The organism is Rhizobium sp. 01N424 (assembly GCF_056399485.1).
In genome coordinates this window covers 444,877-467,009 of the sequence record NZ_JBFTRK010000002.1, presented here as the reverse complement: position 1 = coordinate 467,009, position 22,133 = coordinate 444,877, and the positions used below count along the sequence as shown (strand labels likewise).

General features: G+C 62.3%; 22 protein-coding genes. 13 read left to right on the top strand and 9 right to left on the bottom strand.

Features of this window, described 5'->3' with window-relative positions:
• Positions 1-4: 4 nt before the first annotated feature.
• The 4 genes from AC1DNK_RS08015 to AC1DNK_RS08000 all read left to right on the top strand — a co-directional run bounded on the left by AC1DNK_RS08015 (position 5) and on the right by AC1DNK_RS08000 (position 4,160).
• Positions 5-715, top strand: coding sequence for a DUF2161 domain-containing phosphodiesterase (locus AC1DNK_RS08015; protein WP_477940363.1), 711 nt, complete (start codon positions 5-7; stop codon positions 713-715).
• A 156-nt stretch (positions 716-871) separates the two neighbouring features.
• Positions 872-1,330 carry a (2Fe-2S)-binding protein gene (locus AC1DNK_RS08010; protein WP_112515704.1) on the top strand — a complete coding sequence of 153 codons (459 nt, stop codon included), beginning with the start codon at positions 872-874 and terminating at the stop codon, positions 1,328-1,330.
• A gap of 3 nt (positions 1,331-1,333) precedes the next feature.
• A complete protein-coding gene (locus AC1DNK_RS08005) occupies positions 1,334-3,493 on the top strand; it encodes a xanthine dehydrogenase family protein molybdopterin-binding subunit (protein ID WP_477940361.1) in 2,160 nt (719 codons plus the stop codon).
• Between the two features lie 13 nt (positions 3,494-3,506).
• On the top strand, positions 3,507-4,160 hold the full coding sequence (locus AC1DNK_RS08000; protein WP_477940360.1) for an Isoquinoline 1-oxidoreductase subunit: 654 nt from the start codon (positions 3,507-3,509) through the stop codon (positions 4,158-4,160).
• Positions 4,161-4,180: 20 nt separating this feature from the next.
• Here the strand turns inward: AC1DNK_RS08000 and AC1DNK_RS07995 are convergent, their stop codons facing one another.
• The gene (locus tag AC1DNK_RS07995; RefSeq protein ID WP_477940358.1) at positions 4,181-4,861 is read right to left on the bottom strand and encodes a GNAT family N-acetyltransferase; all 681 of its coding nucleotides are present in this window, start codon (positions 4,859-4,861) and stop codon (positions 4,181-4,183) included.
• On the bottom strand, positions 4,858-5,349 hold the full coding sequence (locus tag AC1DNK_RS07990; RefSeq protein WP_477940356.1) for a MarR family winged helix-turn-helix transcriptional regulator: 492 nt from the start codon (positions 5,347-5,349) through the stop codon (positions 4,858-4,860). The genes AC1DNK_RS07995 and AC1DNK_RS07990 overlap by 4 nt, the downstream gene beginning before the upstream one ends.
• 202 nt (positions 5,350-5,551) lie before the next feature.
• Between AC1DNK_RS07990 and emfA the strand changes: the two genes are divergently transcribed.
• The 4 genes from emfA to AC1DNK_RS07970 all read left to right on the top strand — a co-directional run bounded on the left by emfA (position 5,552) and on the right by AC1DNK_RS07970 (position 11,062).
• Positions 5,552-6,466, top strand: a complete 915-nt coding sequence (gene emfA / locus AC1DNK_RS07985; RefSeq protein ID WP_477940355.1) for a CDF family cation efflux transporter EmfA — start codon at positions 5,552-5,554, stop codon at positions 6,464-6,466.
• A gap of 545 nt (positions 6,467-7,011) precedes the next feature.
• Positions 7,012-9,672, top strand: coding sequence for an autotransporter family protein (locus AC1DNK_RS07980; protein WP_477940354.1), 2,661 nt, complete (start codon positions 7,012-7,014; stop codon positions 9,670-9,672).
• 146 nt (positions 9,673-9,818) lie between these two features.
• Positions 9,819-10,283: a preQ(1) synthase gene (queF, locus tag AC1DNK_RS07975; protein WP_477940352.1), complete on the top strand. Its 465-nt coding sequence runs from the start codon at positions 9,819-9,821 to the stop codon at positions 10,281-10,283.
• Positions 10,284-10,489: 206 nt separating this feature from the next.
• On the top strand, positions 10,490-11,062 hold the full coding sequence (locus AC1DNK_RS07970; RefSeq protein WP_477940351.1) for a cytochrome b: 573 nt from the start codon (positions 10,490-10,492) through the stop codon (positions 11,060-11,062).
• Positions 11,063-11,106: 44 nt separating this feature from the next.
• Here AC1DNK_RS07970 and AC1DNK_RS07965 read toward each other — a convergent pair whose 3' ends face one another.
• Both AC1DNK_RS07965 and AC1DNK_RS07960 read right to left on the bottom strand, forming a co-directional pair.
• On the bottom strand, positions 11,107-11,889 hold the full coding sequence (locus tag AC1DNK_RS07965) for a DUF2076 domain-containing protein (RefSeq protein WP_477940350.1): 783 nt from the start codon (positions 11,887-11,889) through the stop codon (positions 11,107-11,109).
• Between the two features lie 99 nt (positions 11,890-11,988).
• Positions 11,989-12,708: a hypothetical protein gene (locus AC1DNK_RS07960; protein ID WP_477940349.1), complete on the bottom strand. Its 720-nt coding sequence runs from the start codon at positions 12,706-12,708 to the stop codon at positions 11,989-11,991.
• Between the two features lie 160 nt (positions 12,709-12,868).
• Here AC1DNK_RS07960 and AC1DNK_RS07955 point away from each other — a divergent pair, with 160 nt between their 5' ends.
• Entirely contained in the window at positions 12,869-13,453 is a 585-nt protein-coding gene (locus tag AC1DNK_RS07955) for an ATP-dependent Clp protease proteolytic subunit (protein ID WP_112386219.1), read from the top strand.
• A 45-nt stretch (positions 13,454-13,498) separates the two neighbouring features.
• Here AC1DNK_RS07955 and AC1DNK_RS07950 read toward each other — a convergent pair whose 3' ends face one another.
• On the bottom strand, positions 13,499-13,735 hold the full coding sequence (locus AC1DNK_RS07950; RefSeq protein WP_112386220.1) for a hypothetical protein: 237 nt from the start codon (positions 13,733-13,735) through the stop codon (positions 13,499-13,501).
• Between the two features lie 290 nt (positions 13,736-14,025).
• Here AC1DNK_RS07950 and AC1DNK_RS07945 point away from each other — a divergent pair, with 290 nt between their 5' ends.
• The 3 genes from AC1DNK_RS07945 to leuA all read left to right on the top strand — a co-directional run bounded on the left by AC1DNK_RS07945 (position 14,026) and on the right by leuA (position 18,384).
• Positions 14,026-15,048, top strand: coding sequence for a calcium-binding protein (locus AC1DNK_RS07945; protein WP_477940347.1), 1,023 nt, complete (start codon positions 14,026-14,028; stop codon positions 15,046-15,048).
• Between the two features lie 93 nt (positions 15,049-15,141).
• The gene (locus AC1DNK_RS07940) at positions 15,142-16,326 is read left to right on the top strand and encodes a benzoate/H(+) symporter BenE family transporter (RefSeq protein ID WP_477940346.1); all 1,185 of its coding nucleotides are present in this window, start codon (positions 15,142-15,144) and stop codon (positions 16,324-16,326) included.
• A gap of 324 nt (positions 16,327-16,650) precedes the next feature.
• Complete coding sequence (leuA, locus tag AC1DNK_RS07935; protein WP_310294314.1) at positions 16,651-18,384, top strand: 2-isopropylmalate synthase; 1,734 nt, start codon at positions 16,651-16,653, stop codon at positions 18,382-18,384.
• A 68-nt stretch (positions 18,385-18,452) separates the two neighbouring features.
• Here leuA and AC1DNK_RS07930 read toward each other — a convergent pair whose 3' ends face one another.
• From AC1DNK_RS07930 to AC1DNK_RS07915, 4 genes are all read right to left on the bottom strand, one after another.
• Positions 18,453-19,298 carry an anti-sigma factor family protein gene (locus AC1DNK_RS07930; RefSeq protein WP_477940345.1) on the bottom strand — a complete coding sequence of 282 codons (846 nt, stop codon included), beginning with the start codon at positions 19,296-19,298 and terminating at the stop codon, positions 18,453-18,455.
• Between the two features lie 3 nt (positions 19,299-19,301).
• Positions 19,302-19,811, bottom strand: coding sequence for an RNA polymerase sigma factor (locus tag AC1DNK_RS07925; protein ID WP_477940344.1), 510 nt, complete (start codon positions 19,809-19,811; stop codon positions 19,302-19,304).
• Positions 19,812-19,976: 165 nt separating this feature from the next.
• Positions 19,977-20,537 carry a tetratricopeptide repeat protein gene (locus AC1DNK_RS07920; protein ID WP_477940343.1) on the bottom strand — a complete coding sequence of 187 codons (561 nt, stop codon included), beginning with the start codon at positions 20,535-20,537 and terminating at the stop codon, positions 19,977-19,979.
• Positions 20,538-20,670: 133 nt separating this feature from the next.
• Positions 20,671-21,579, bottom strand: a complete 909-nt coding sequence (locus AC1DNK_RS07915) for a metallophosphoesterase family protein (RefSeq protein WP_112515717.1) — start codon at positions 21,577-21,579, stop codon at positions 20,671-20,673.
• 71 nt (positions 21,580-21,650) lie between these two features.
• Here AC1DNK_RS07915 and AC1DNK_RS07910 point away from each other — a divergent pair, with 71 nt between their 5' ends.
• On the top strand, positions 21,651-22,130 hold the full coding sequence (locus AC1DNK_RS07910; RefSeq protein WP_477940342.1) for an NUDIX domain-containing protein: 480 nt from the start codon (positions 21,651-21,653) through the stop codon (positions 22,128-22,130).
• Positions 22,131-22,133 lie beyond the last annotated feature (3 nt).

The following is a 22,133-nucleotide window of genomic DNA, read 5'->3' as shown; positions in this document are numbered from 1 at the left end:
CCCGATGGAAACTTCGCTCTATCTGCCGGTCAAAGCCTTTCTGGAGGCGGCGGGCTATGCCGTCAAAGGCGAGATCGGCGGATGCGATCTCGTGGGCCTCAGCGAAGGCGATCCAAGCGTGGTCGTCGTTTGCGAGCTGAAGCTCAGCTTCAATCTCGAGCTTATCCTGCAGGCGGTCGACCGGGCGGCGATGAGCGACGAAGTCTGGATCGCGGCGCGGGTTTCGGCCAAGGGGCGCGGGCGCGAGGCGGACAAGCGCTATCGCGATCTCTGCCGCAGGCTGGGGATCGGCATGCTCGGTGTTTCCGATACCGGCGAGGTGAGCGTCATCGTCTCGTCCATCTCGCCGATGCCGCGGACCAATCCGAAACGGCGGTCGCGGCTGGTCAGGGAGCATCAGCGCCGCCGCGGCGATCCCGTTCTCGGCGGCAGCACGCGTGTGCCGCAGATGACCGCCTATCGCCAGCAGGCGCTGATCTGCGCCGCTGCCCTGCAGCAGGGGCTGGTCAGGCCGCGGGACATGAAGGCGCAAGCGCCGGATGCCGGAAAGATCCTGCTTGGCAATGTCTATGGCTGGTTCGAAAAGCAGGGGAAGGGCGTCTATGCCCTGACGCCCTCGGGTGCCGAGGCGCTGCTGCGCTGGCCGCAGACTGTCAGCTTCGTGGCCGAAGGCGAAGCTGCATCGGGCCTCGATACCCTCCCGGAGAGTGACTGATCGCTGCCGAATGCGACACTGTCGGAGCTCGACGTGCTTTTATCATTTCTTGCCATGGCAGAGCCACGCCGTTCGCCCTAGCTTAGGTCGGGTGCACAAGACTGCGACGCTCGCTGGGGCCGCAATGGGTCCAGCCAAATTTCCCGAGGCTCGACCATGGTTACTTTCACGCTCAATGGACAGACGAAAACGTTCGACGGCGATCCGGATACGCCGCTGCTGTGGGTCATCCGCGATTTCGAGAAGCTGACCGGCACCAAATATGGCTGCGGTGTCGCCCAATGCGGCGCCTGCACAGTGCATATGGACGGCTTCACCCGCCGCTCCTGCATCACTCCGATCTCCACCGTCGATGGATCCGAGATCTTCACGATCGAAGGTGTCGAAGGCAAGGAAGCCGATGCGGTGAAGGCTGCCTGGGTCAAGATCGACGTGCCGCAATGCGGGTACTGTCAATCCGGCCAGATCATGTCGGCCGTGGTGCTGCTGCAGAACATCCCGCAGCCGACCGACGAGGATATCGACGGGGCGATGGCCGGGAATATCTGTCGATGCGCCACCTACCACCGGATCCGCGCGGCCATTCACAATGCCGCCGCGTCGATGGAGGGTTGAGCGATGACCATTCAGGAGATTGCAACGACACGCCGCGGCTTTCTGGCCGCAACAGGCGGCCTGGTGATCGGCTTTGCGCTGCTGCCGAAGAATTCGGCCTTTGCCGCAGAAAAGGGTGTTCAGGCGGGCGGCGCGGACGCGCTGGTGACGCTGAACACATTCGTCAGGATCGGCACCGACGATACGGTGACGATCCTTTCCAAGCATATCGAATTCGGGCAGGGGCCGTTCACCGGTCTTGCGACGCTGGTCGCCGAAGAGCTCGATGCCGATTGGGGGCAGATGCGCGCGGTGCATTCGCCTGCCGATGACAAGGTCTATGCGAACCTTGCCTTCGGCCTCCAGGGCACCGGCGGCTCGTCGTCGATCGCCAATTCCTACGAACAGTTCCGGCAGGCAGGGGCAACGGCGCGCGCCATGCTGGTTGCCGCGGCGGCTGACGAGTGGAAGGTTCCGACTGGTGAGATCACCGTCGAGAAAGGCCGCGTCAAGCATGCGGCCTCCGGCAAGGACAGTGGTTTCGGTGCGCTGGCCACCAAGGCGGCCGGTATCAAGCCGCCAGCCGATGTGAAGCTGAAGGATCCCTCCAAGTTCACGCTGATCGGCCAGGAATTGCCGAAGCTCGACACGGTATCGAAGACCAATGGCCAGGCGATCTATACGCTGGACATCATTCCTGACGATCTGCTGGTCGCCGTCGTCGCGCATCCGAACCATTTCGGCGCGGCGGTGAAATCCTTCGACGATAGCGAGACGCGCAAGGTCAGGGGCGTCGTCGATGTCAAGCAGCTGCCGCAGGGTGTCGCCGTCTATGCCGATAATACGTTTGCGGCGTTGAAGGGCCGGTCTGTGCTGAAGGTCGATTGGGATCTGTCGCAGGCGGAGACACGGTCCAGTGGTCAGCTCTCGGCCGACTATGCGAAGGCGCTGACGGAGAAGGGCATCACCGCGTCCGAAAAGGGCGATGTCGACAAGGCCTTCAGCGATACTTCGCTAAAAACACTGGAGGCGCAGATCATCTTCCCGTTCCTGGCGCATGCGCCGATGGAGCCGCTCGATGCCGTCTTCATCAAGGCGGCGGACGGCAGCCTCGATGTCTATAACGGGGCGCAATTCCCCGGCATGGACAAGGCGACGGCGGCCAAGATCACCGGCATCGATCCGGCGAAGGTGCGGCTGAACACGCAGATCACCGGCGGCAGCTTCGGGCGCAAGGCGCAGTTCGGTTCGCCCTACATGCAGGAGGCGGCGTCGGTCTTCGCCGCGACCGATCAGTCGCGGCCGGTCAAGCATATGTGGACGCGCGAGGACGATATTCGCGGCGGCTATTACCGGCCGATGTATCTCCACAAGATGCGTGGCGCGATCAATGCCGATGGCCGGATCGTCGCCTGGGATCAGGCGATCGTCGGGCAGTCGATCATGGGCAAGGCCGATCTCGACAGCACCTCGGTCGAGGGCGCCTCCGACCTGCCTTACGATGTGCCGAACCTCAGGGTCATTTCGCATAATGTGAAGCTGGCGATCCCGCCGCTCTGGTGGCGTTCGGTCGGCCATACGCATACCGGTTTCGCTGTCGAGACCTTCCTCGACGAGCTGTTCCAGATGGCGGGCAAGGATCCGGTCCAGGGAAGGCTCGAGCAGCTGACGGAGGATGCGCGCTATGCCGGCGTTCTCAAGAAGGCGGCGGAGATGGCCGATTGGGGCGGCAAGATCCCCGAGGGACGGCAGCGCGGCGTTGCCGTGGTCAAGAGCTTTAACACCTATGTCGGCCAGGTGGTGGAGGTCTCTGCCGGTGCCGACGGGGCGCCCAGGGTCCACAAGGTCTGGTGCGCCGTCGATTGCGGCGTTGCGATCAATCCGAATGTCATCAAGGCGCAGATGGAGGGCGGCATCGGCTACGGGCTGGGTGCGGTGCTGTTCGATGCGGTGACCTTGGGCGAGGGCGGGGCGATCATGCAGTCGAACTTCCACGATTACCGGTCGATCCGCATCAACGAGATGCCGGATGTGGAGGTCGCCGTCATCAAATCCGGCGAGCCGCCCACCGGGGTGGGAGAGCCGGGCGTGCCGCCGGTCGGGCCCGCGACGGCCAATGCCTGGCGGCGGCTCACCGGTGCGCCGGTGCGCAGCCTGCCGATCGTTGCCGTGGCGACGAGCTGAGGGGGGGGCGGAGATGACAAGCAAATTGGTACTCGCCTGTATGGCAGGCGGTCTCTCGCTCCTTGCAGCCTTGCCCGTATCGTTCATGGCATTTGCCGAGACGGCGCCTGAAACCGATAAGACGACCCTAAAGCCGGTCGCTTCCTTCGCATCGATTGCCGATCAGAAGGCGCGGTCGGTGGCGCTCTTCGAAGAGGCGGGCAAGGTGATCGAGCATCCGCGATGTCTGAACTGCCATCCGGCGGGCGACAGGCCGCTGCAGACGATGGCGATGCATCCGCACCAGCCGCCGGTGACGCGCGGCGATGGCGGCATGGGCGTGCCGGGCATGATGTGCAACACCTGCCACGGGCCTGACAATGCGGCGATCGTCGGCCAGTCGCCGACGCTGAAGAGCATCCCCGGCAATCCCGCCTGGCATCTGGCACCGATCGAAATGGCCTGGGTTGGAAAGTCGCTCGGCGAGATCTGCCAGCAACTGAAGGACCCGGAGCGCAATGGCGGGCGCGATCTGTCGAAGATCGTCGAGCACATGGCGCATGACAGTCTGGTCGGCTGGGGATGGAAACCGGGCGACGGGCGCGAGCCGGCGCCCGGCACGCAGGCCGAGTTCGGCGATCTCATCAAGGCCTGGGTCGATACCGGGGCTGCCTGTCCGGCAAGCTGAGACGAACATTCAGGCGCCGGTCAGTCCCGGCGCCTGACGATTTTCAGATTGAGTTCCCAGCGCTGTTCGAAGCCCAGCGTCTTGTAAAGCGCGATCGCCCCGGTGTTGAGCGCGTTGACATGCAGATACGCAGTTGCGCCGGATGCCGCGATATGGCCTGCGACATAGCGGAAGAGCAGCTTGCCGAAACCCTTGCCCTGGAAGTCCGGGTGGGTGCAAAGGCCGCTCAGTTCCGTAAAGCCGGTCTGCTTCAGCCGCTGACCGCCCATGGCGATCAGCTTGCCGCTGTTCTTGATCCCCCAGAAGGTGCCGAGTTTCTGGGCGCCGAGGGTGAAGGGACCGGGTTTGGTCAGCTGTGCCAGCGCCAGCATCTCTTCGGCGTCGGCCTCTGTCAGCGGAGCGATACGAGGATCGGAAAGCGGATCATGCGGCGTCCTGGCGATCATCTGGATCAGCGTTGCTTCGCCGGCGAGATCGAGGCCATCCGGAACCGTAGCCGATCTTGGCTCCACAAGCGCCATCGTCTCATCGGGCCGGGGGAGTGCAGCCAACGCTTCCAGGCTTTCCGGTGTGTCGTCGGCCGCTGCCGCGAAGGGCACGATTCCGGGCGGATAGCGCCGGGCCAGCGGGCCGCCTTCGGCGATGCCTGCATGCGCCGTCTGCAGCGCGTTCCAGATCGGGCGGTCGAGGATATGTGTCATGGTTTATTCTCCTTCGGCGGCGCGCGGCGGATGAGCGATGCAGCGGCCAGGCCGTCTTCGATTGTTGCAAGCTGATCGAGAAGCGGGCCGTCGAGGCGGCCGCAGAGATCGGTGACGGCGGCGGCGATGCGCGGCCAGACTTCGGCGCGCGAGACATCGACGAGCTGCTTGCCTTTTTCCGTCAGCGACACGAGCCTGCGGCGCTGATCGTCCGGCGCCGGCTGCATATCGACCAGTCCGAGCTCGAATAGCTGGCCGACGGTGCGCGTGGCGCCGGGCTGGGTGATGCCGACCGACTGGGCGAGCTCGCCGATCGTCAGCGGTCCGGCGCCGTCGATCGCCGCCAGGAACGGATATTGTCCAGCCTGGATGCCAAGGCCCGCCTCGTCGATGAACTTTTGCGTGTCGGCCTGCAGGCGCTCGCCGATGCGGCGCATGCGGCTGCCGAGCGTCAACAGGCCCGATGTCCGCACGATGTCTTCGACCATGCTGTGCTCCATTATGTATGCAGAGTTATATAACTCGTTATGAAATATCCGTCAACGTGGATTTGTGAGCTTGCCCTTTGACAAATCGTCCGTCTTCGACCATATGAGCCGCATTAGCCGCCTGCGCGATTTTCGCGTGGGCGGTTTTGCGTTTGAATGGGCCAAATGCTGCAATTCATTCGCATCCGCAGAGGGATACGAGATGACGGAACAAGGCAATATGACAGTCCGGCGGCTGGCATTCTGGGGCATCCCGATGTCGCTCGGCGTGATGGGGCTGAAGCTCGCCGCCTGGTGGGTGACGGGGTCGGTGGCGCTGCTCTCCGACGGCCTGGAATCCTTCGTCAATGTCGTGGCGGCCTTCATCGCCTTCTTCGTGATCCGCTATGCGCAGAAGCCTGCCGACCACGACCATCCGTTCGGCCACCACAAGGCCGAATATCTTTCTGCGGTCACCGAGGGCGTGCTGATCGTCGTCGCCGCCATCCTGATCGTCAAGGAAGCCGTCGGGTTTCTCAGCGATCCCAAGATGCTGGAAGCGCCGGTGCTCGGCCTGGCGATCAACTTTGCTGCGGGTGTCATCAATTTCGTCTGGGCAAGGCTGCTGATCCGGGTTGGAACGCAGCATCGCTCGGCGGCGCTGACGGCGGATGGCCAGCATATCATGTCGGATGTGGTGACCTCCGCCGGCGTGCTCGTGGGCCTGCTTCTGGCGCTCGCCACCGGCTATCCGATCTTCGACCCGGTGCTCGCCATCCTGGTCGCCGTCAACATTCTCTATCAGGGCTACAAGGTCATCTCCCACTCGATCGGCGGGCTGATGGACCATGCGGCGGAACCGGAAGAAGAGGAGGCGATCAAACAGGCGATCGCCACGCATGCGGTGGGGTCTCTCGGCGTCCATGATCTGAAGACGCGCCGGGCAGGAGCGGTGACCTTCGTGGACTTTCATATGGTCGTTCCGGCTGCCATGTCGGTGCGCCAGGCGCATGATATCTGCGACCGCCTTGAAGATGCCATCCGCGCGGTGCATCCGGGCGCCAGCATTGCCATTCACGTCGAGCCGGAAGGCGAAAAAGCCCATGGGTTGCGCGTCAAAGTCATAAAGGAAGCCTGACGGCGCGCCAATATGGCCGTCTGCCGGTTAAGGTCTCCGGGCGGAGACGCTCTCAGAGCGCTCCTGTGCATGCGGGTAATGTGAAAATCTGCATGTGCGCGGCAGCATTGGCGCGGTGCAACGTTGCTGATAGGGACGGCATCTTCGGGTTGCAATAGAGCCGGTGCCTGCTCTGTATTTCCGGGGATTGCATATAAATTCAATTTGCTATGCATCATAAAGTTGCTTCGCTGCGCCGCGCAGTACTACAATTTTGTCCAGTAATAATCTCTGTTGCGCTGCAATATCGGCTTAATAATTCCAGTCTAATCGATCCCTAGATCGCCGAAGTCAAAGTCTTGGCCCGGCATTTTGAATTGCAAACTTATTATTCTGTTTTAGCAATATCTAGGATTTCCATGACCGGACCTTACAAGCGTGCCATTTCACGCGGCGTTGACCCTGCGCGCCAACCGATATCCGCAATCTTGCTTTCAAGTGTCAGCTTTTCAGCCATCGTTCTGTCCTGCCTATCGCCCACTCCTGCGTGCGCGGCCGACTACGTGGTGACCAACGAGACGGAGCTTCGCAATGCGATCACGTCGGCAAATGCCAGCGGCGATCCCAGTTCGACGATCGTCATGGCCAACAGCTTCCCGATATCGGCCGGCATCCTGCCGGAGCCGACCAGTCCGATTTCGATCGATACACAGGGCTTCACGCTGACCGGGCTCTATGACGCCTCGACCGTCGGTACACGCGCCAATCTGACGATTCAGGAAAGCGGATCCGGTGGTATCGGCGTCACGTTCTCGGGAACGCTGACCGGTGGAAATGCCGGTGCGGCGGATACGACCGCGGGGCAGGTGGCGGTGTGGACGACACGTACCGCATTTACCAACAATGGGACGATCACCGGTGGTGCAGGTGGCGGTGCCGGTGGTTCCGGCGGTGTGGGAACTCGCATTTTTGCCAGTTCGAGCCTGGTCAATAACGGCACGATTGCCGGTGGTTCCAGCGCCTCCGGTGCGGGTGGAGCGGCTGTCGATTTCGGCGGCATCGGTGCCGCTGGCACGCTTGTCAACAATGGGACGATCCGGGGCGGCAACGGCGGCCTTACCGGTGGCCTGGGCGGTGTCGGTCTGATTGTCCGCGCTGGCAGCGGCGCGGTCACAAACAGCGGAACGATCGAAGGTGGCGCCGGGGGAGTGGCTATCCTGTCGAACACCGGGGCTAGCGATATCGACATCACCAATAGCGGAACCATCCGGGCCGGTGCAGGACAGAGCGACGCGATCACGCGCACCGTTGCGGCGACCACGGGTACCATGACGCTTGAATTGCAGGCAGGATCGGTGATCGAGGGTAATGTCGTGGCAGGGGCTGGGGTTGCCACCGATACGCTGCGCCTCGGCGGTACGGGCAGCGACAGTTTCGATGTTTCGGCGATTGGCCCGCAGTACCAGAATTTCGATATCTTCCAGAAGACCGGCACCGGCATCTGGTTCCTGACCGGCACCGGGAGCGCGGTGACCGACTGGGATATCCAGGCGGGCACATTGGCGATCGGCAATGGCGGCACCAGCGGCAGTGTCACCGGCGATATCACCAACAACGGCACGCTCGCCTTTGACCGTTCGGACAGTTTCACCTTCGCCAATCTCGTCACCGGCAGCGGTACGATCCGCCAGATCGGCAGCGGCACGACTTTCCTGACGGGCAACAACGCGGCCTTTGCCGGCACCACCTCGGTCGAGGCTGGAACGTTGTCGGTCAACGGCATTCTCGGCGGCACGCTCGACATATTCTCCGGCGGGCGGCTGCAGGGCATCGGGCAAGTTGGCAATGCGGTCAATGCCGGCACGATCGCGCCCGGCAATTCGATTGGCACGCTGACGATTTCAGGCGACTATGCAGGCAGCGGCGGCGTGCTCGAAATCGAGAGTGTACTCGGCGACGATACCTCATCCACCGACCGTCTCGTGGTAACCGGCAATACCTCGGGCAATACCAATGTCCGTGTCGTCAATCTCGGCGGCGCAGGCGGGCAGACGGTCGAGGGCATTAAGATCGTCGATGCCGGCGGCACCTCGGCGGGGACGTTCTCGCTCGTCGGCGACTATGTGCTGGACGGACAGCAGGCCGTCGTTGGCGGCGCTTATGCCTACCGGCTCTATCAGAACGGCATCACTACGCCGGGCGATGGCGACTGGTATCTGCGCTCGGCCGGTTTGCAGCCCGGTATTCCGGTCTATCAGGCCTATCCATTGCTGATGCTGCTCGGGCTCAATCAGGCCGCCACGCTTCAGCAGCGGATCGGCGACCGGATGCTGTCGAGCGATTTCCAGACAATTTCCGATGGATCTGCAGGCGGAGCCAAGGATGAGATCGAAGGCGTTTGGCTGCGCACAGAGGGTCTGCATGGCCGCCTCACGGCCAATGATGGCACCGTCGATACGAGCCATGATTACGACATCTGGCGAATGCAGGGCGGGTTGGACGGCGCGCTTTATGACGGCAGCAATGGCAGGCTGATCGGCGGGCTGACGGCGCAGTTCGGCACGATGTCGAGCGACCTGCGCTCCAGCATCAGCAATGGCCATATCGATACGTCGGGCTTCGGACTTGGCAGCACCCTGACGTGGTACGGCCATCAGGGCTTCTATGCCGATGCCCAGAGCCAGCTCAATTTCTACGACAGCAACCTGAGCTCCGATCTCGTCGCTTTGCCGCTGAAGAGCGGTAGTGGCGCCGTCGGCTACATTCTCAGCATCGAGACCGGCCAGCGTCTTGATATCGCAGGCTCCTGGTCGGTTACGCCGCAGGCGCAGCTGACCTATTCATCCGTGGATTTCGGCAGCTTCTACGACAAGTTCGGCGCCGAGGTGTCGCTTGACCGCGGCGCCAGCCTGAACGGCCGGTTGGGGATGGCGGTCGATCGGGAAGCGAGCTGGCAAGCCGACGACGGGACCGCGACACGGCTCAAGTTCTATGGCGCGGCCAATCTCTATTACGAGTTTCTGGACGGTGTCTCGGTGAACGTGGCCGGCAGCCATTTCGCCAGCCGTGGCGATGACCTTTCGGCTGGGCTTGGTCTTGGCGGTTCCTACAGCTGGGGCGACGAACGCTATTCGGTCTACGGCGAGATGGCCGCGAAATCCTCGCTGTCCGGCGCCGGTGACAATTTCTCCCTGGGCGGCTCGCTCGGCGTTCGCGTCAAGTGGTAGGTCAAGCCGGCTGACAGACGCCGCCGCTTTTTGTCCGCTTGGAAGATCGGCGCAAAAGGACTATTTGCGGTCCCACATGAGCAATCCATGTGGTGCGCGACGATCGGCGCCCGTGGACGGACGATCGATTTGGAAGGAACATGGAAATGGCGACGACGGATGTCAGCGGGCTTTCGCAGCTCGGTTCGCAGGTTGAATCACCAACGAGCCCGGAAGCGGCCGTTCTCGAAAAGGTGCCGAATGGCAGCCAGGGCGCCGACTATGTCGTGCGCTTCACGGCGCCTGAATTCACCTCGCTTTGCCCGATGACCGGGCAGCCGGATTTCGCCCATATCGTCATCGATTACATCCCGAACGAATGGCTGGTGGAATCGAAGTCGCTGAAGCTTTTCCTGCATTCCTTCCGCAATCACGGAGCATTCCACGAGGATTGCTCGATCTATATCGCCAAGCGGAACGTTGAGCTGCTCGATCCGAAATGGCTGCGCATCGGCGCCTACTGGTATCCGCGCGGCGGCATCCCGATCGACGTCTTCTGGCAGACCGGCAAGCCGCCGGAGCATGTCTGGCTGCCGGATCAGGGTGTCGCGACCTATCGCGGCAGAGGCTGACCTGCGCGCGCACGAAAATGTGATCGCTGGGCAAAACCTGCCGCGGCGTTCCGCATCGGCGTTAAGTCGATATTTATAATCATCTTTTGGCGGCCGCGGATTTCGCGGCCGCCTTTTTGCGTTAAGTGGCTTGTATTGCAGCAGAGTTTCCTGCCCGCTATGTGCGGAGGGCATCCTGTCACACACTTCATCCAAGAGATAAAATCATGGCCATTGATCAAGCCGCCGCTGCCCCGCGTGCGGCCGCCGACACGTCCCGCTACGACAAAATGACGATTGCCCTGCACTGGCTGACCGCAATCCTCGTGATTGCGCTCTTTGCTGCCGCCTATGTCTGGAACTCGCTCCCGAAGGGTACGCCGCTTCGCAAGGAGCTGCAGGCCATTCATATTTCGCTCGGACTGCTATTCACCGCCGTGTTCATCGTCCGCCTCGTCTGGCGCAGCTCCGGCGGCAAGCGGCTCGCGGCTGCCGAGGCCGGCATCAACGCCCTGTTGTCCAAGGGCATGCACTGGCTTCTCTACTGTCTGCTGATTGCGCAGATGGTTCTCGGTTTCCTGCTGCGCTGGGCGCAGGGCGAGCCTTTCGAGTTTTTCGGGCTGTTCTCGGTGCCGAGCCTGTTTGCGCAGGACAAGCCGCTCGCTCATACCTATGAGATGCTGCACAACGATGCGGCCTGGATCATCATCGTGCTGGCCGCCGGCCACGCGCTCGCAGCGCTCGGCCACCACTATCTGCTGCGCGACGGCGTTCTCAAGCGGATGATGCCGCACGGCTAACCATCGAGGTGGCATACGGCGCCCTGCGCCGTATGCCACCCATATCAGACGTCCGATGTGTCGCCGCTATCCTGTGAATCGTCGAAGCTATCGTCATCGTCGGACGGATCGTAGTCTGCCTGCTGGATATTGCTGTTGTCGTCGTTGCCGGCCGAATTGTCGGCCGCCTGCTTGCTGTCGTCACCGCCGTAGTAGTTGTTGATGACGGTCTCTTCCGTGGGTGCAGGCGTGTTGCCGAACGGGCTTGAGCCGAAGGGCGAACCCCAGCCGAGCGACGACATGTGATTGCCGAAGACACCGCTCAGCGAATTGGCGAGCAGCATGCCGCCGGCAACGCCGGCTGCCGTGCCGAGCGCCCCGCGCAGGAAGCTGCCACCTGCCGAAGGAGCGTCCGGCTGCGGGTTCCAGGGGCCGGATGGCTGTTGCTGCCGCGGCTGCATCGGGCGTACATTGTCGTCGTAGCCGCGGTCCTGATAGCTCTGGCGCGGGGCATTGCCCCAGGGGCCGGAGGGCTGGGCCGCCTGCTGCGTCTGGCCGCTGCCGAAGATCGAGCTCAGGAAGCCGCCGCCTTGTTCTGCCTGGCGGTGTTCGCTCTCGCCGGCTTCCAGCTGACGGACGCGCTCCTCGAGTTCCTGGATGTGCTTCGAGGCGGCCTCCAGGCCTTTTTCCTGCACGATGACGGCCTGGGCGAGGTAGTAGGTCGTGTAGGGCTGTTCGCGCACGCCCTGATCGATCAGCGCCTCGGCGTCGCGATCGCGCGGCGTTGCGGATGCGGTGCGTACCCTGTCGAAAAGGCCGGTCAGCAATTGGCGTTCTTCCGGTGACATGGCTCTCTCCTGTGTTACGTGCGGGATAAGCACGCCTACGAATGACGTAGGAACGGATTCCGGCTTTTCAAAGCCTTGGCAACTTACATTTCGGTAAGCTCAGTCGCGCGCCCAGATCCGCAGCCGGCCGAGCGCGGTAAAGCCGAGCGCCAGGGCATTTTCCAGGTCGTCGCCGCTCTCATAGCCGACGATAGGTTCGCCGGGAAAAAGCCGCCGGGCTTCTCTGACGAGCCCGGTGCGGATCGGCTGCTCCTTGCCGTCGATGGCGAAGACATTCGAATGGCCGATCACCTCGGCCTGGTGATTGAGAATGGCGCCGCCCTGCAGCTCCTTGCCGGAATAGGCGGCGAGGAAAGCGATCTCGGGTCGTTGCAGCAGCGGCTCGGCGAAAATGGGCGTGGCCTGCGGTTCTCCGCCCGCCCAGGCTTTCTCCCAAGCGGCGAGTTTCCCGGCGGTTTCGACGCGCTCCCATGTCAGGCCAGAGCCGTCGTCATCGAGATTATCATCGGCGTCCAGACCTATCCATTCGGCCTCGAACAGCACGGTAAAACCCTGCGGCGCGAGATCGAGGGCGCAGTAGCTGTCCTTGATGCCCCAGCCGCCCGGCCGCGAGCGGATGAGGACGGCGATTGCCTCCTCCTGTTCGGCGGCACTTTCCGCGCCGGTCAGCGTGATGGCATCGGGATAGAAGGGAGGGGCGCCCTGACGGTGCAGCCAGAGTGTGCGGGTAAACTCGCCGCGCTGGCCGTGCGCCGCGCAGACGGCGTCGCACCAGAGCGCGTTGTTTCTGACGGCCCGATGAAGCAAAAGCGATGTCATCTTTTCCTCCCGCCTGGGGACAGCAGCATAATGCTGGCAGTTCGCGGGTTTGTCATAAGAATATCTTCACCCGTTCCGTGGCTTGTCTTTTTCCCGCATTGTTTTACGCATTGAGTCACACTATGTCCGGGAAACCCGAATGAAGCCGAGAGAGGTTCGAATGAACGACGAAGAACAAGAGGACAAGACCAAGGAACTGTCTTTGGGGAAGGACGCAGAGGCTAACCTCTTCAAATCGCGTTCGATCTTCATCTACGGCCCGATCACCATGGAGCTCGGCCAGAAGGTCTGCTCGCAGCTCGTGGCGCTTGCCGCAGCCAGCGACGAAGACATCCGCATCTACGTGAGCTCGCCTGGCGGCCACGTCGAGTCGGGCGATTCGATCCATGACATGATCAAGTTCATCAAGCCGAAGGTCTGGATGATCGGTACCGGCTGGGTCGCTTCTGCCGGCGCGCTGATCTACGTCGCCGTTCCCAAGGAACAGCGTCTCTGCCTGCCGAACACCCGCTTCCTGCTGCATCAGCCCTCCGGCGGCACGCGCGGCATGGCGTCGGACATCGAGATCCAGGCACGTGAAATCATCAAGATGAACGAGCGCCTGAACAAGATCTTCTCGGTGGCCACCGGCCAGCCGGTCGACAAGATCGCCAGGGACACGGATCGCGACTACTGGCTTTCGGCCGAAGAGGCCAAGGATTACGGCCTGGTGTCGCGCGTCATCACCTCTCAGAGCGAGATCTGATACAATCCGGGGCGTTCGCGCCCCGTTTTTCTTTCCGCCTGCCGGTCAGCCCGGCGCCGGCTTCCAGCGCTCTTCGATGATCTCCTGCGCCAGTTCGAAGACGCCATCTTCATCTTCGCCCGCATTGTCGCCAAGCAGCGCGATCGCCGCGTCATAGACGGCGTTTTCCTCGTCGTCCGAAAGAAGATTCTTTTCGTTCAGTGTTTTGATGAGCGATGCGAGAATTGCCGCTGAAGAAAGGCCAACCGCTGCTCTGCTGAGGTCATCGGGATCGTCCGACATTCATTCACCTGGATTTTTGGTTCTCCACCGCAACTAAATTAGGCTTTTTTGCTCGCATAGCAAGCATTTGCCAGTTTCGGGTTCGACCTGACGTGCTTGGCGGCCGCAATCTCCGAGCTGCCAGCAATGATCCGGCTCACTGCCGCGGCAGGTTCTATCTGTGATTGTTCAACCTAAGCGCAAGTTTGAGGCATGTTTGGCGCGGCAGGATTGCCGTATTGCCCGTGTATGTATTTCAGCGTGAGGTTTAGCGCCGGTTGCCGGCAGATGAATTTTCGGGGGAAGATTCCATGACGAGTACGAGTGGGGTGACGACAGGTTTCTCGCTTCTGTGGCGCACGCCGGACAGGGCTCCGCAGCCGCCGGACTTCGACAAGATGCACTCTGCCGCGGAAGGTTCGCCGCGTGGCAAAGCTGCGGACGAAACGCAGATAACGTCGGCAGACCTTCGCAATGCGGCGGATCGCTGGCAGGCGACGGCAATCCGTATCCTGATCGGCGGGGCGACGGATGACTCGATTTCGGCGGCAGCCAACAGCGTTGTCGATGCCGGGGCAGGGGACGACACGGTGACCGTAGGAGAAAAGAGCTTCGTCGATGGCGGCGCCGGTAACGATACGATCGGCGCCTGGTCCGACAGCGTCATCTACGGCGGCGAAGGTAATGACGAGATCGATGCCTGGAGCGGCAGCGAGATCGACGCCGGCGCAGGTAATGACGCCATCAAGGCGTGGGCCGATAGCCGCGTGTCCGGTGGCGCGGGGGATGACACGATCGAAGCGTGGAGCAACAGCGACGTCAATGGCGGCGATGGCAATGATGATATCAAGGCGTGGTCCGAAACGCATATCGAAGGCGGGGCGGGCAATGACGTGATCGATGCCTGGTCTGACAACTATGTCGATGGTGGAACAGGCGATGATACGATCGTCGTCCATTCCGGCAGCGTCGTCATCGGCGGGAAGGGAAATGACACGATCGGCATCGGGACCGACGGTACAGTCCGTTTTGCGGCTGGTGACGGGCAGTACAATATCTGGACGTTGCGTGACGGCCGCATCGAGTTCGGAGAGGGACTGAGTTCCGACAAGATGCGTGTCGAGCACAAGGACGGAAAGACCATCATATCTTTCGACGGTCATCCTGACGACAGCGTGACCATCAACGGATTCTACAGAACATTTGCCGTCAGCTTCGCCGATGGCTCGTCGCAGCAGATCGAGCGGCCGGTCGATCACGAAGCCCAGGCCGCCCTTATCGCGCGGTTCAACGCGAACAAGGACAAGCCGATTCCACCATTCGCGACCAGATAGCGGCTGACGACCATTTGCAGGGCCGCGTGCACTTGCATGCGGCCCAAGCTCCATGCTCCATGCGGTATTCGCCCCATCACGCCGAGTCCCGCCATGCTCAAAGACTTCTCTGTTCAAAGCCTGTTCATGGGCGTTCTCGCGGCTTTCGCGGGCTTTGCCAGTTCCTTTGCTGTCGTGCTGCACGGGCTGCAGGCGGTCGGCGCCACCGAGGCGCAGGCGGCGTCGGGCTTGATGGCACTGTCGCTGGGGCTCGGGATCTGCGCTATCGTGCTGAGTTTCACCACACGGCTGCCGGTCAGCATGGCCTGGTCGACGCCGGGGGCGGCGCTGCTTGCCAGCACCGGGATCGTCGAGGGCGGTTTCAATGCGGCCGTCGGGGCCTTCATCGTCTGCGCGCTTCTCATCGTCGTCGCGGGGCTGTTCAAGCCGCTCGGACGGGCGGTGGCCGCCATTCCGGCGCCGCTTGCAAACGCCATGCTGGCGGGCGTGCTGATCGGGCTCTGCTTCGCGCCGGTCAAGGCCGTGGCGTTCAATCCGCTGCTCGGATTGCCGATCGTTCTCACCTGGATGGTGGTCGGCGCCTTCAAGCGGCTCTGGGCGGTTCCGGCAGCGCTAGCGGCCTTCGGATTGGTCGTGGTCTTCGGCGTCGATGTTCCCGACGGGGCAGGGGCGGCTGTCGGGCGGGCGCTGCTGCCAACCGTCGAGTTTGTCGCCCCGGTCTTCAATCTGCCGGCCTTCATCTCGATCGCGCTGCCGCTGTTCATCGTCACCATGGCCTCGCAGAACATTCCCGGCATCGCGGTCATGAAGGTCAACGGTTACGAGCCGAAGCCAGGGCCGCTGTTTGCGATCTCCGGCGTCTTTTCGCTGCTGGCTGCGCCCTTCGGTGGCCATGCGGTCAATCTGGCTGCGATCACCGCCGCGATGTGTGCCGGTCCCGATGCGCATCCGGATCCGGCCCGCCGCTACTGGGCAGTGCTGGTCTGTGGCATCTGCTACCTGATCCTCGGGCCGCTTGCCGGTGCCGTGACGACTGCGGTGGCGCTGGCGCCGCCGGTGCTGATCCAGGCGGTCGCCGGTCTTGCGCTGGTCGGCGCCTTCTCGAGCTCCGCCATGGCGGCGTTCCAGGCGCCCGAATCGCGCGAGGCCGCAGCGATCACGTTTCTGGTCACCGCGTCTGGCGTTTCCTTCGCAGGGATCTCCGGTGCTTTCTGGGGATTGCTGGCGGGCGGATTGATGCTGACGCTGCAGCATCTGGTGAAAAAGGCAAAAGCATAGGTGGGGGGTTGCCAGTTTTTTAGCGCACGGCTATAAGCCCGAGCATGAAGACCACAGGCGCAAAGATTTCTGGCACGATTGCACGCGGGCGTATCGCCCTGCGCGACAACGCGCATGCCCTGACCTCGCTTCTTCTCCTCGGCCTTACGCGCGGTTGCCGGGTCCGTTGAGGAGCGCCCGGCGGCCGAAAAGCCTGCCGGCATAAGAGCTCCTCTCACGAACGTTCAAGACCAGGCCACACAAGACCCCTACAGGTCCGCATCGAAGACGGCTCATCCCCGAACGGGCGCCGGCTTATGCGTGAAGCGAGAAGAGACGACGACAATGGACGCCAACAGCAATTCCTCCCAAACCAGCACCTCCCCGAAGGCCGGCATGCCCGAAGCAGGGCTGAAATACCGCGCCTATCCGACGATCAACATTCCTGACCGCACCTGGCCGTCGAAGACAATCACCAAGGCGCCGATCTGGTGCTCCGTGGATCTGCGCGACGGCAACCAGTCGCTGGTCAACCCGATGGGCCACGACCGCAAGGCCCGGATGTTCCAGCTGTTGCTCGACATGGGTTTCAAGGAAATCGAGATCGGTTTCCCCTCGGCTTCGCAGACCGACTTCGATTTTGCCCGCTGGTGCGTCGAAGAGGGTGGTGTGCCTGACGACGTTTCCCTGCAGGTCTTGGTGCAGTGCCGCCCGGAACTGATTACCCGCACCTTCGAATCGCTGCAGGGTGCCCACAAGCCGATCATCCATTTCTACAATTCGACCTCCGAGCTGCAGCGCCGCGTGGTGTTCGCCAAGGATGTCAACGGCATCAAGCAGATCGCCGTCGATGCGGCGAAGATGATCACCGACATGGCGGAAAAGGCCGGTGGCGGCTACCGCTTCCAGTATTCGCCGGAGAGCTTTACCGGCACCGAGCTGGAAGTGGCGCTGGAAATCTGCAACGCGGTTATCGCCGAAGTGAAGCCGACCGCCGACAACAAGCTGATCATCAACCTGCCATCGACCGTCGAGATGGCGACGCCGAACATCTATGCCGACCAGATCGAGTGGATGTGCCGGCAGATCGACAACCGCGAAAACATCATCATTTCGCTGCATCCGCATAACGACCGCGGCACCGGCATCGCCGCGACCGAACTCGGCCTGATGGCGGGTGCCGATCGTGTCGAAGGCACGCTGTTCGGCAATGGCGAGCGCACCGGCAACGTCGACGTCGTGACGCTGGCGCTCAACATGTACACGCAGGGGATCGATCCGGAACTGGATTGCTCCGATATCGAGCGGATCAAGGCCGTCTATGAATATTCCAACGAGATGGTCATTCCGGAGCGCCACCCCTATGTCGGCGAACTGGTCTATACCGCCTTCTCCGGCTCGCATCAGGATGCGATCAACAAGGGCATGAAGGCAATCAAGGTCGCCAACCATCCGGTCTGGGAAGTGCCGTATCTGCCGATCGACCCGCAGGATGTCGGCCGTTCCTACGAGGCGATCATCCGCATCAACTCGCAGTCGGGCAAGGGCGGCATCGCCTATATCCTGCAGCAGGATTACGGGCTCAACCTGCCGCGCAACCTGCAGGTCGAATACCGCGAGGAAATCCAGCGGATCACCGATGAAGAAGGCAAGGAAGTGCCATCGAAGCGGATCTACGAGCACTTCATCGACCGCTACGTGACGCAGCCGAAGGGCCGCATCAAGTTCGTCGATCACCACACCTTCGCCGACCCCGAACGCAAGGGCGTGCGCGTGGTTGCCGCCGAGATCACCGACAACGGCGTGACCAAGAAGATCGAAGGCCGCGGCAACGGCCCGATCGACGGCTTTATCAACGCGCTCTCGGACTATCTCGGCGTCGAAATGTCGGTGCAGGATTACTCCGAGCACTCGCTGCAGCACGGCTCGAACGCCTCGGCGATCTCCTACGTCGAGACCGCCTATCCAGGTGGAAAGCTGTTCGGCGCCGGCATCAGCACCAATATCGTCGGCGCCTCGCTGGAAGCGATCGTCTCGGCCGCCAACCGCGTGCTCGACGTCAAGGCCGGCAAGAACTGAGATATCGACAATGAAAGGTGCAGCGGAGCGATCCGCTGCACCTTTTTGATTCCGTCTTGCTGGGGAGCTTAAATCTCTGCCGCGACTTCCATGGCGATCTGGCTGAGCGAGGCTTCGGCGGACGGGCCGACGAGGGCGTAGGACGTACCGGCATTGTGCCAGGTCACCAGGCCGACTTCGTCCTTGATGGTTTCCTTGAAGTCCTCGGTATCGGCAGGCTGGCTATCCTTGCGGAAATAGATCGAGATCAGGTCGCCGTCGGCGCTTGAATAGACCAGTTGCCCGGCCGGGCGGCCATCGCCAAGCACGACACGGGCACCCTGGAACGTCCAGCCCTCGCCGGTCAGGTCAGGCACACGGAAGGCGACGCCGACGGTCGAGGTCAGCCAGCTTGAGATTTCCTCTGCCTGCGAGGCAGGTACTTCCACCAGATGGCGGGGTTGGCGGATGATCATCCGTTGATAGCCGGCCACGTCGTTCAGCCAATCCTTGGTGCGCGGGCTGTCGTCGGTGACATGCTGGTCGTCGCCCGGCGTCGGATCGCCCGGACCGATGCCGACGAGATAGCCGACGCCGCAGCCGGCAGCGAAGAGAATGAGTGCGGCGGCGAGCGCCTTCGGCCCGGAAGGCGACAGCTTTAGCGATGGACGCGTGGCCCGCGGCGCGACAGGCGCCTTTGGCGGCTGCACGCTCTTGATCGAACGCACCAGCGCCAGAGGAACGGGCTCCTTCAGCACATCCTCAAGCCTGCGGCGGCCAAAATCGGCGCCGTGCCTCAGCTTGTCATAGAGCCTGCGTGCGCCTTCGTCGCTGGCGATGCGCTCTTCCAGCTCATGCTTCTGCTCCGGCGTCGTTTCGCCGTCGAGAAGGGCGGTCAGCTGTGCATCGAGCGGCAGTTTCTTGAAATCCGGCAAAGTTCAGTACCTGTGGTGAAAGTCGTCGGCGAGGCTGGCGAAATGCAGTCTCGCGGCGGCAAGCTGCGCCGAAACGCCGATTGCCGGAATGCCCATGATCTCGGCCGTCTGCTCGTAGCTGTGGCCTTCGACCACGGTCAGCAGGAAGATGCTGGCGAGATTCTCGGGCATTTCGGCAAGCATCCGGTGGACGAGATCGGTATCGGTAACTGTAGTGCGCTCGCGGGCGGCCTCGCGGATGTCGGTGACGTTGCCTTTCGGCGCGGCAGGGCGGGGGCGGCGCTTGCGGCCTTCGTCATTCCAGAGATGCCGCGCCAGCGTATAGACCCAGCTTTCCAGCCGTCCTTCGCCGTTCCGCTGCTGGCTCTTGGCGACGGCGCGCTGACAGACGCTCTGCACCAGTTCATCGGCTGCCGCGACATCACCCGTCAGCGTCATCGCAAAACGGCGCAACCGCGGCAGCAAGCCGACTAGGTCGCGTCGGATGTCGATGGTCGTTACGGGCTGACGCATAGTCTCATTTCATGAACATGTCCGGCGCGAAGCGCCGGTGCGGGTAAACGATTTTATATCGCGAATGTGACCTTTATGAAACAAGTTTGACGTGCTTCGCAACAAGAAGAGAGGCTAAGCGGCGATTTCCCAAAGGTTTTCCGCCGCTCATCACACGCTCGTGTTTCAATAGGTCCTGTAACCGTTCAGGCTTTGCAGCAGCGCGCGGTAGGCCCAGGTGTTTTCGCCGCCGCGATCGCGGATTTCGACGAGCTGAACCTTGGCGCCCTGAACGTCTCCTTGTTCCACCAAAGCCTGGCCCATGTATGACCGGGCGAGGATATAATTCTCATCGGCCTGCAGCGCCTTGCGATAGTAGGACATGCCGAGTTCGAAGCGGCCTGCCTTGCGGTTGGCATAGCCGAGATAGTTGAGGATGCGCGGATCGCTCTGGTTCTTGGCGAGGTTCAGAATGCTGATGGCATTCTCATACTGGCCGGCATAGGCGAATTCACGCGCGAACTTGTAAAGGTCGTCGTCGTTGAAGCTCTGCTTCTTGGCATCGACGCATTCCTTCTTTTCCTTGTCCCAGACCTTGCCATCGGCGCATTTGGTCGTCGTCTCGGTCTTCGGCGGCGGGCTCGTCTCGTCGTTCTCATCCCCGACTGCGAAGGCCGGTGCGGCAAGCCCCGCGGCAAGGCCGAAGGCGAGGGTGAGGCGGCAGATACGGTTGGCGGCGATGCGCATGAGAGGCTCCCTGATCGGCGTCGATGGTGCGATTGTACGCCTCGATCTGGAAATACCAAGGGCAGGATTACCGCGCGGGAAAAATCCTCGCAAAGTGATTCAAGCTGCGGCTAAACTGATTCCGCTTTTGCTGCTAAAGCTTGAAAATATCGACGCTTTCGGGCGAAACGCCATCGCCCTGATCGTTGAGGCTGAAGCGTTCGCCCTTCAGCTCCCAGGCGCCGGGCGAGCCATCGATCGAGAAGAGATTATAGGCGGCGCGCGGCTTCATGCCGCCGGGGCCCTGAGAGGCGGAGGCGATGCCGACGACGGGGACCGGGCCTGTCTGTCCCTTCAGCCAGTAGAGCGTATTGAGATGGGTGTGGCCGTGCAGCACGAGCTCGGCGCCGCCGCTGGTGACGACAGCAGCGAAGCGGCGGATACCGATCATCCGCTTGTGGAACGAAGTCGCGCCGCGGATTGGCGGATGGTGGATCATCACCACGCGGAAGAGTCCGGCTTCGCCTGCCGCGCGCAGCATGTTGACCGCCTCTCGGGCCTGGCGCTGGCCGAAGAAGCCGCTGGCGGCAAAGGGGGGCGTGGCGACAGCCGTCGAGCAGCCGATGATCGCGACTTTGCCGCGGACCCTGAGATAGGGAAAGATGTGCTTGTCTTCTTGCCATTCGGCAGGCGCCAGGTCGCCGCGCACGTAATCGTACCAGGCGCGCATCGACTTCTCGTAGGCACCCGGCACATAGGCGTCGTGATTGCCGGGGACGATCGACGTCTCCTCGGGATCGCCAAGATCGCGCAGCCAGCCGGCGGCGGAGCGGATTTCCAGCCCGCTCGCCAGATTGACGAGATCGCCGGTGACCGCCAGATGGTCGGCATTGTGGGCGCGGATATCCTCCAGCAGCAGATCCAGCGTTCCGCCGAAAAGATGCTTGCGCCGGTTACGGTGCCAGTTCACAAAGCCGGTGATGCGCTTCGAGAAGAGCTCGCGGAATGAAAGACGGGGAAGTGGGCCGAGGTGAATGTCTGAGATATGCGCGAGCTTGAACATGCTACGACACATAGACCAGGATATTTACAATTCAAACACATCTGCTTGAACGAAATAGTGAAAACGGAACGATGGCGAGCAACGAGATCAGGTCCTGGCAGTCGAAGATCCTGATGAGGGTCGTCCACGTCTATTTCGCCGTGACGCGGGGAATGACGATGGGTGTCAGGGCCGCGTGTTTCGATCCGTCAGGCCGCGTCTTCCTGGTCCGCCACAGCTATGTGCCGGGCTGGCATATGCCGGGCGGCGGCATCGAGCGGCGCGAGACGTCGCATGAGGCGCTGGTCAAGGAATTGCGGGAAGAGGGGAACCTTCGGATCATCGGCGAGCCGCAGCTGTTTCAGGTCTATCTCAACATGTCGGCCAGCCGGCGCGACCATGTCGTCTTCTACCGTGCCGATGTCGAGCAGACTGCGCCACGCCAGCCCGATATGGAAATCGTCGAGAGCGGTTTCTTCGCGCTCGATGCGCTGCCGGAGGGAACCACCGAGGCGACCAAGCGCCGCCTCAGGGAATTGAGCGGCGCAGAGCCGGCCGCTCAATATTGGTAGGGG

Coding starts and splice junctions, on each gene's coding strand:
- queF (WP_477940352.1), top strand. CDS start 9,819: ATGGCGACGACGGATGTCAGCGGGCTTTCGCAGCTCGGTTCGCAGGTT.
- AC1DNK_RS07955 (WP_112386219.1), top strand. CDS start 12,869: ATGAACGACGAAGAACAAGAGGACAAGACCAAGGAACTGTCTTTGGGG.
- AC1DNK_RS07965 (WP_477940350.1), bottom strand. CDS start 11,889: ATGTCACCGGAAGAACGCCAATTGCTGACCGGCCTTTTCGACAGGGTA.
- AC1DNK_RS07970 (WP_477940351.1), top strand. CDS start 10,490: ATGGCCATTGATCAAGCCGCCGCTGCCCCGCGTGCGGCCGCCGACACG.
- AC1DNK_RS08005 (WP_477940361.1), top strand. CDS start 1,334: ATGACCATTCAGGAGATTGCAACGACACGCCGCGGCTTTCTGGCCGCA.
- AC1DNK_RS08010 (WP_112515704.1), top strand. CDS start 872: ATGGTTACTTTCACGCTCAATGGACAGACGAAAACGTTCGACGGCGAT.
- AC1DNK_RS07960 (WP_477940349.1), bottom strand. CDS start 12,708: ATGACATCGCTTTTGCTTCATCGGGCCGTCAGAAACAACGCGCTCTGG.
- AC1DNK_RS07945 (WP_477940347.1), top strand. CDS start 14,026: ATGACGAGTACGAGTGGGGTGACGACAGGTTTCTCGCTTCTGTGGCGC.
- AC1DNK_RS08015 (WP_477940363.1), top strand. CDS start 5: ATGGAAACTTCGCTCTATCTGCCGGTCAAAGCCTTTCTGGAGGCGGCG.
- AC1DNK_RS08000 (WP_477940360.1), top strand. CDS start 3,507: ATGACAAGCAAATTGGTACTCGCCTGTATGGCAGGCGGTCTCTCGCTC.
- AC1DNK_RS07990 (WP_477940356.1), bottom strand. CDS start 5,349: ATGGTCGAAGACATCGTGCGGACATCGGGCCTGTTGACGCTCGGCAGC.
- AC1DNK_RS07910 (WP_477940342.1), top strand. CDS start 21,651: ATGGCGAGCAACGAGATCAGGTCCTGGCAGTCGAAGATCCTGATGAGG.
- AC1DNK_RS07920 (WP_477940343.1), bottom strand. CDS start 20,537: ATGCGCATCGCCGCCAACCGTATCTGCCGCCTCACCCTCGCCTTCGGC.
- AC1DNK_RS07925 (WP_477940344.1), bottom strand. CDS start 19,811: ATGCGTCAGCCCGTAACGACCATCGACATCCGACGCGACCTAGTCGGC.
- AC1DNK_RS07940 (WP_477940346.1), top strand. CDS start 15,142: ATGCTCAAAGACTTCTCTGTTCAAAGCCTGTTCATGGGCGTTCTCGCG.
- AC1DNK_RS07915 (WP_112515717.1), bottom strand. CDS start 21,579: ATGTTCAAGCTCGCGCATATCTCAGACATTCACCTCGGCCCACTTCCC.
- AC1DNK_RS07995 (WP_477940358.1), bottom strand. CDS start 4,861: ATGACACATATCCTCGACCGCCCGATCTGGAACGCGCTGCAGACGGCG.
- AC1DNK_RS07950 (WP_112386220.1), bottom strand. CDS start 13,735: ATGTCGGACGATCCCGATGACCTCAGCAGAGCAGCGGTTGGCCTTTCT.
- emfA (WP_477940355.1), top strand. CDS start 5,552: ATGACGGAACAAGGCAATATGACAGTCCGGCGGCTGGCATTCTGGGGC.
- leuA (WP_310294314.1), top strand. CDS start 16,651: ATGGACGCCAACAGCAATTCCTCCCAAACCAGCACCTCCCCGAAGGCC.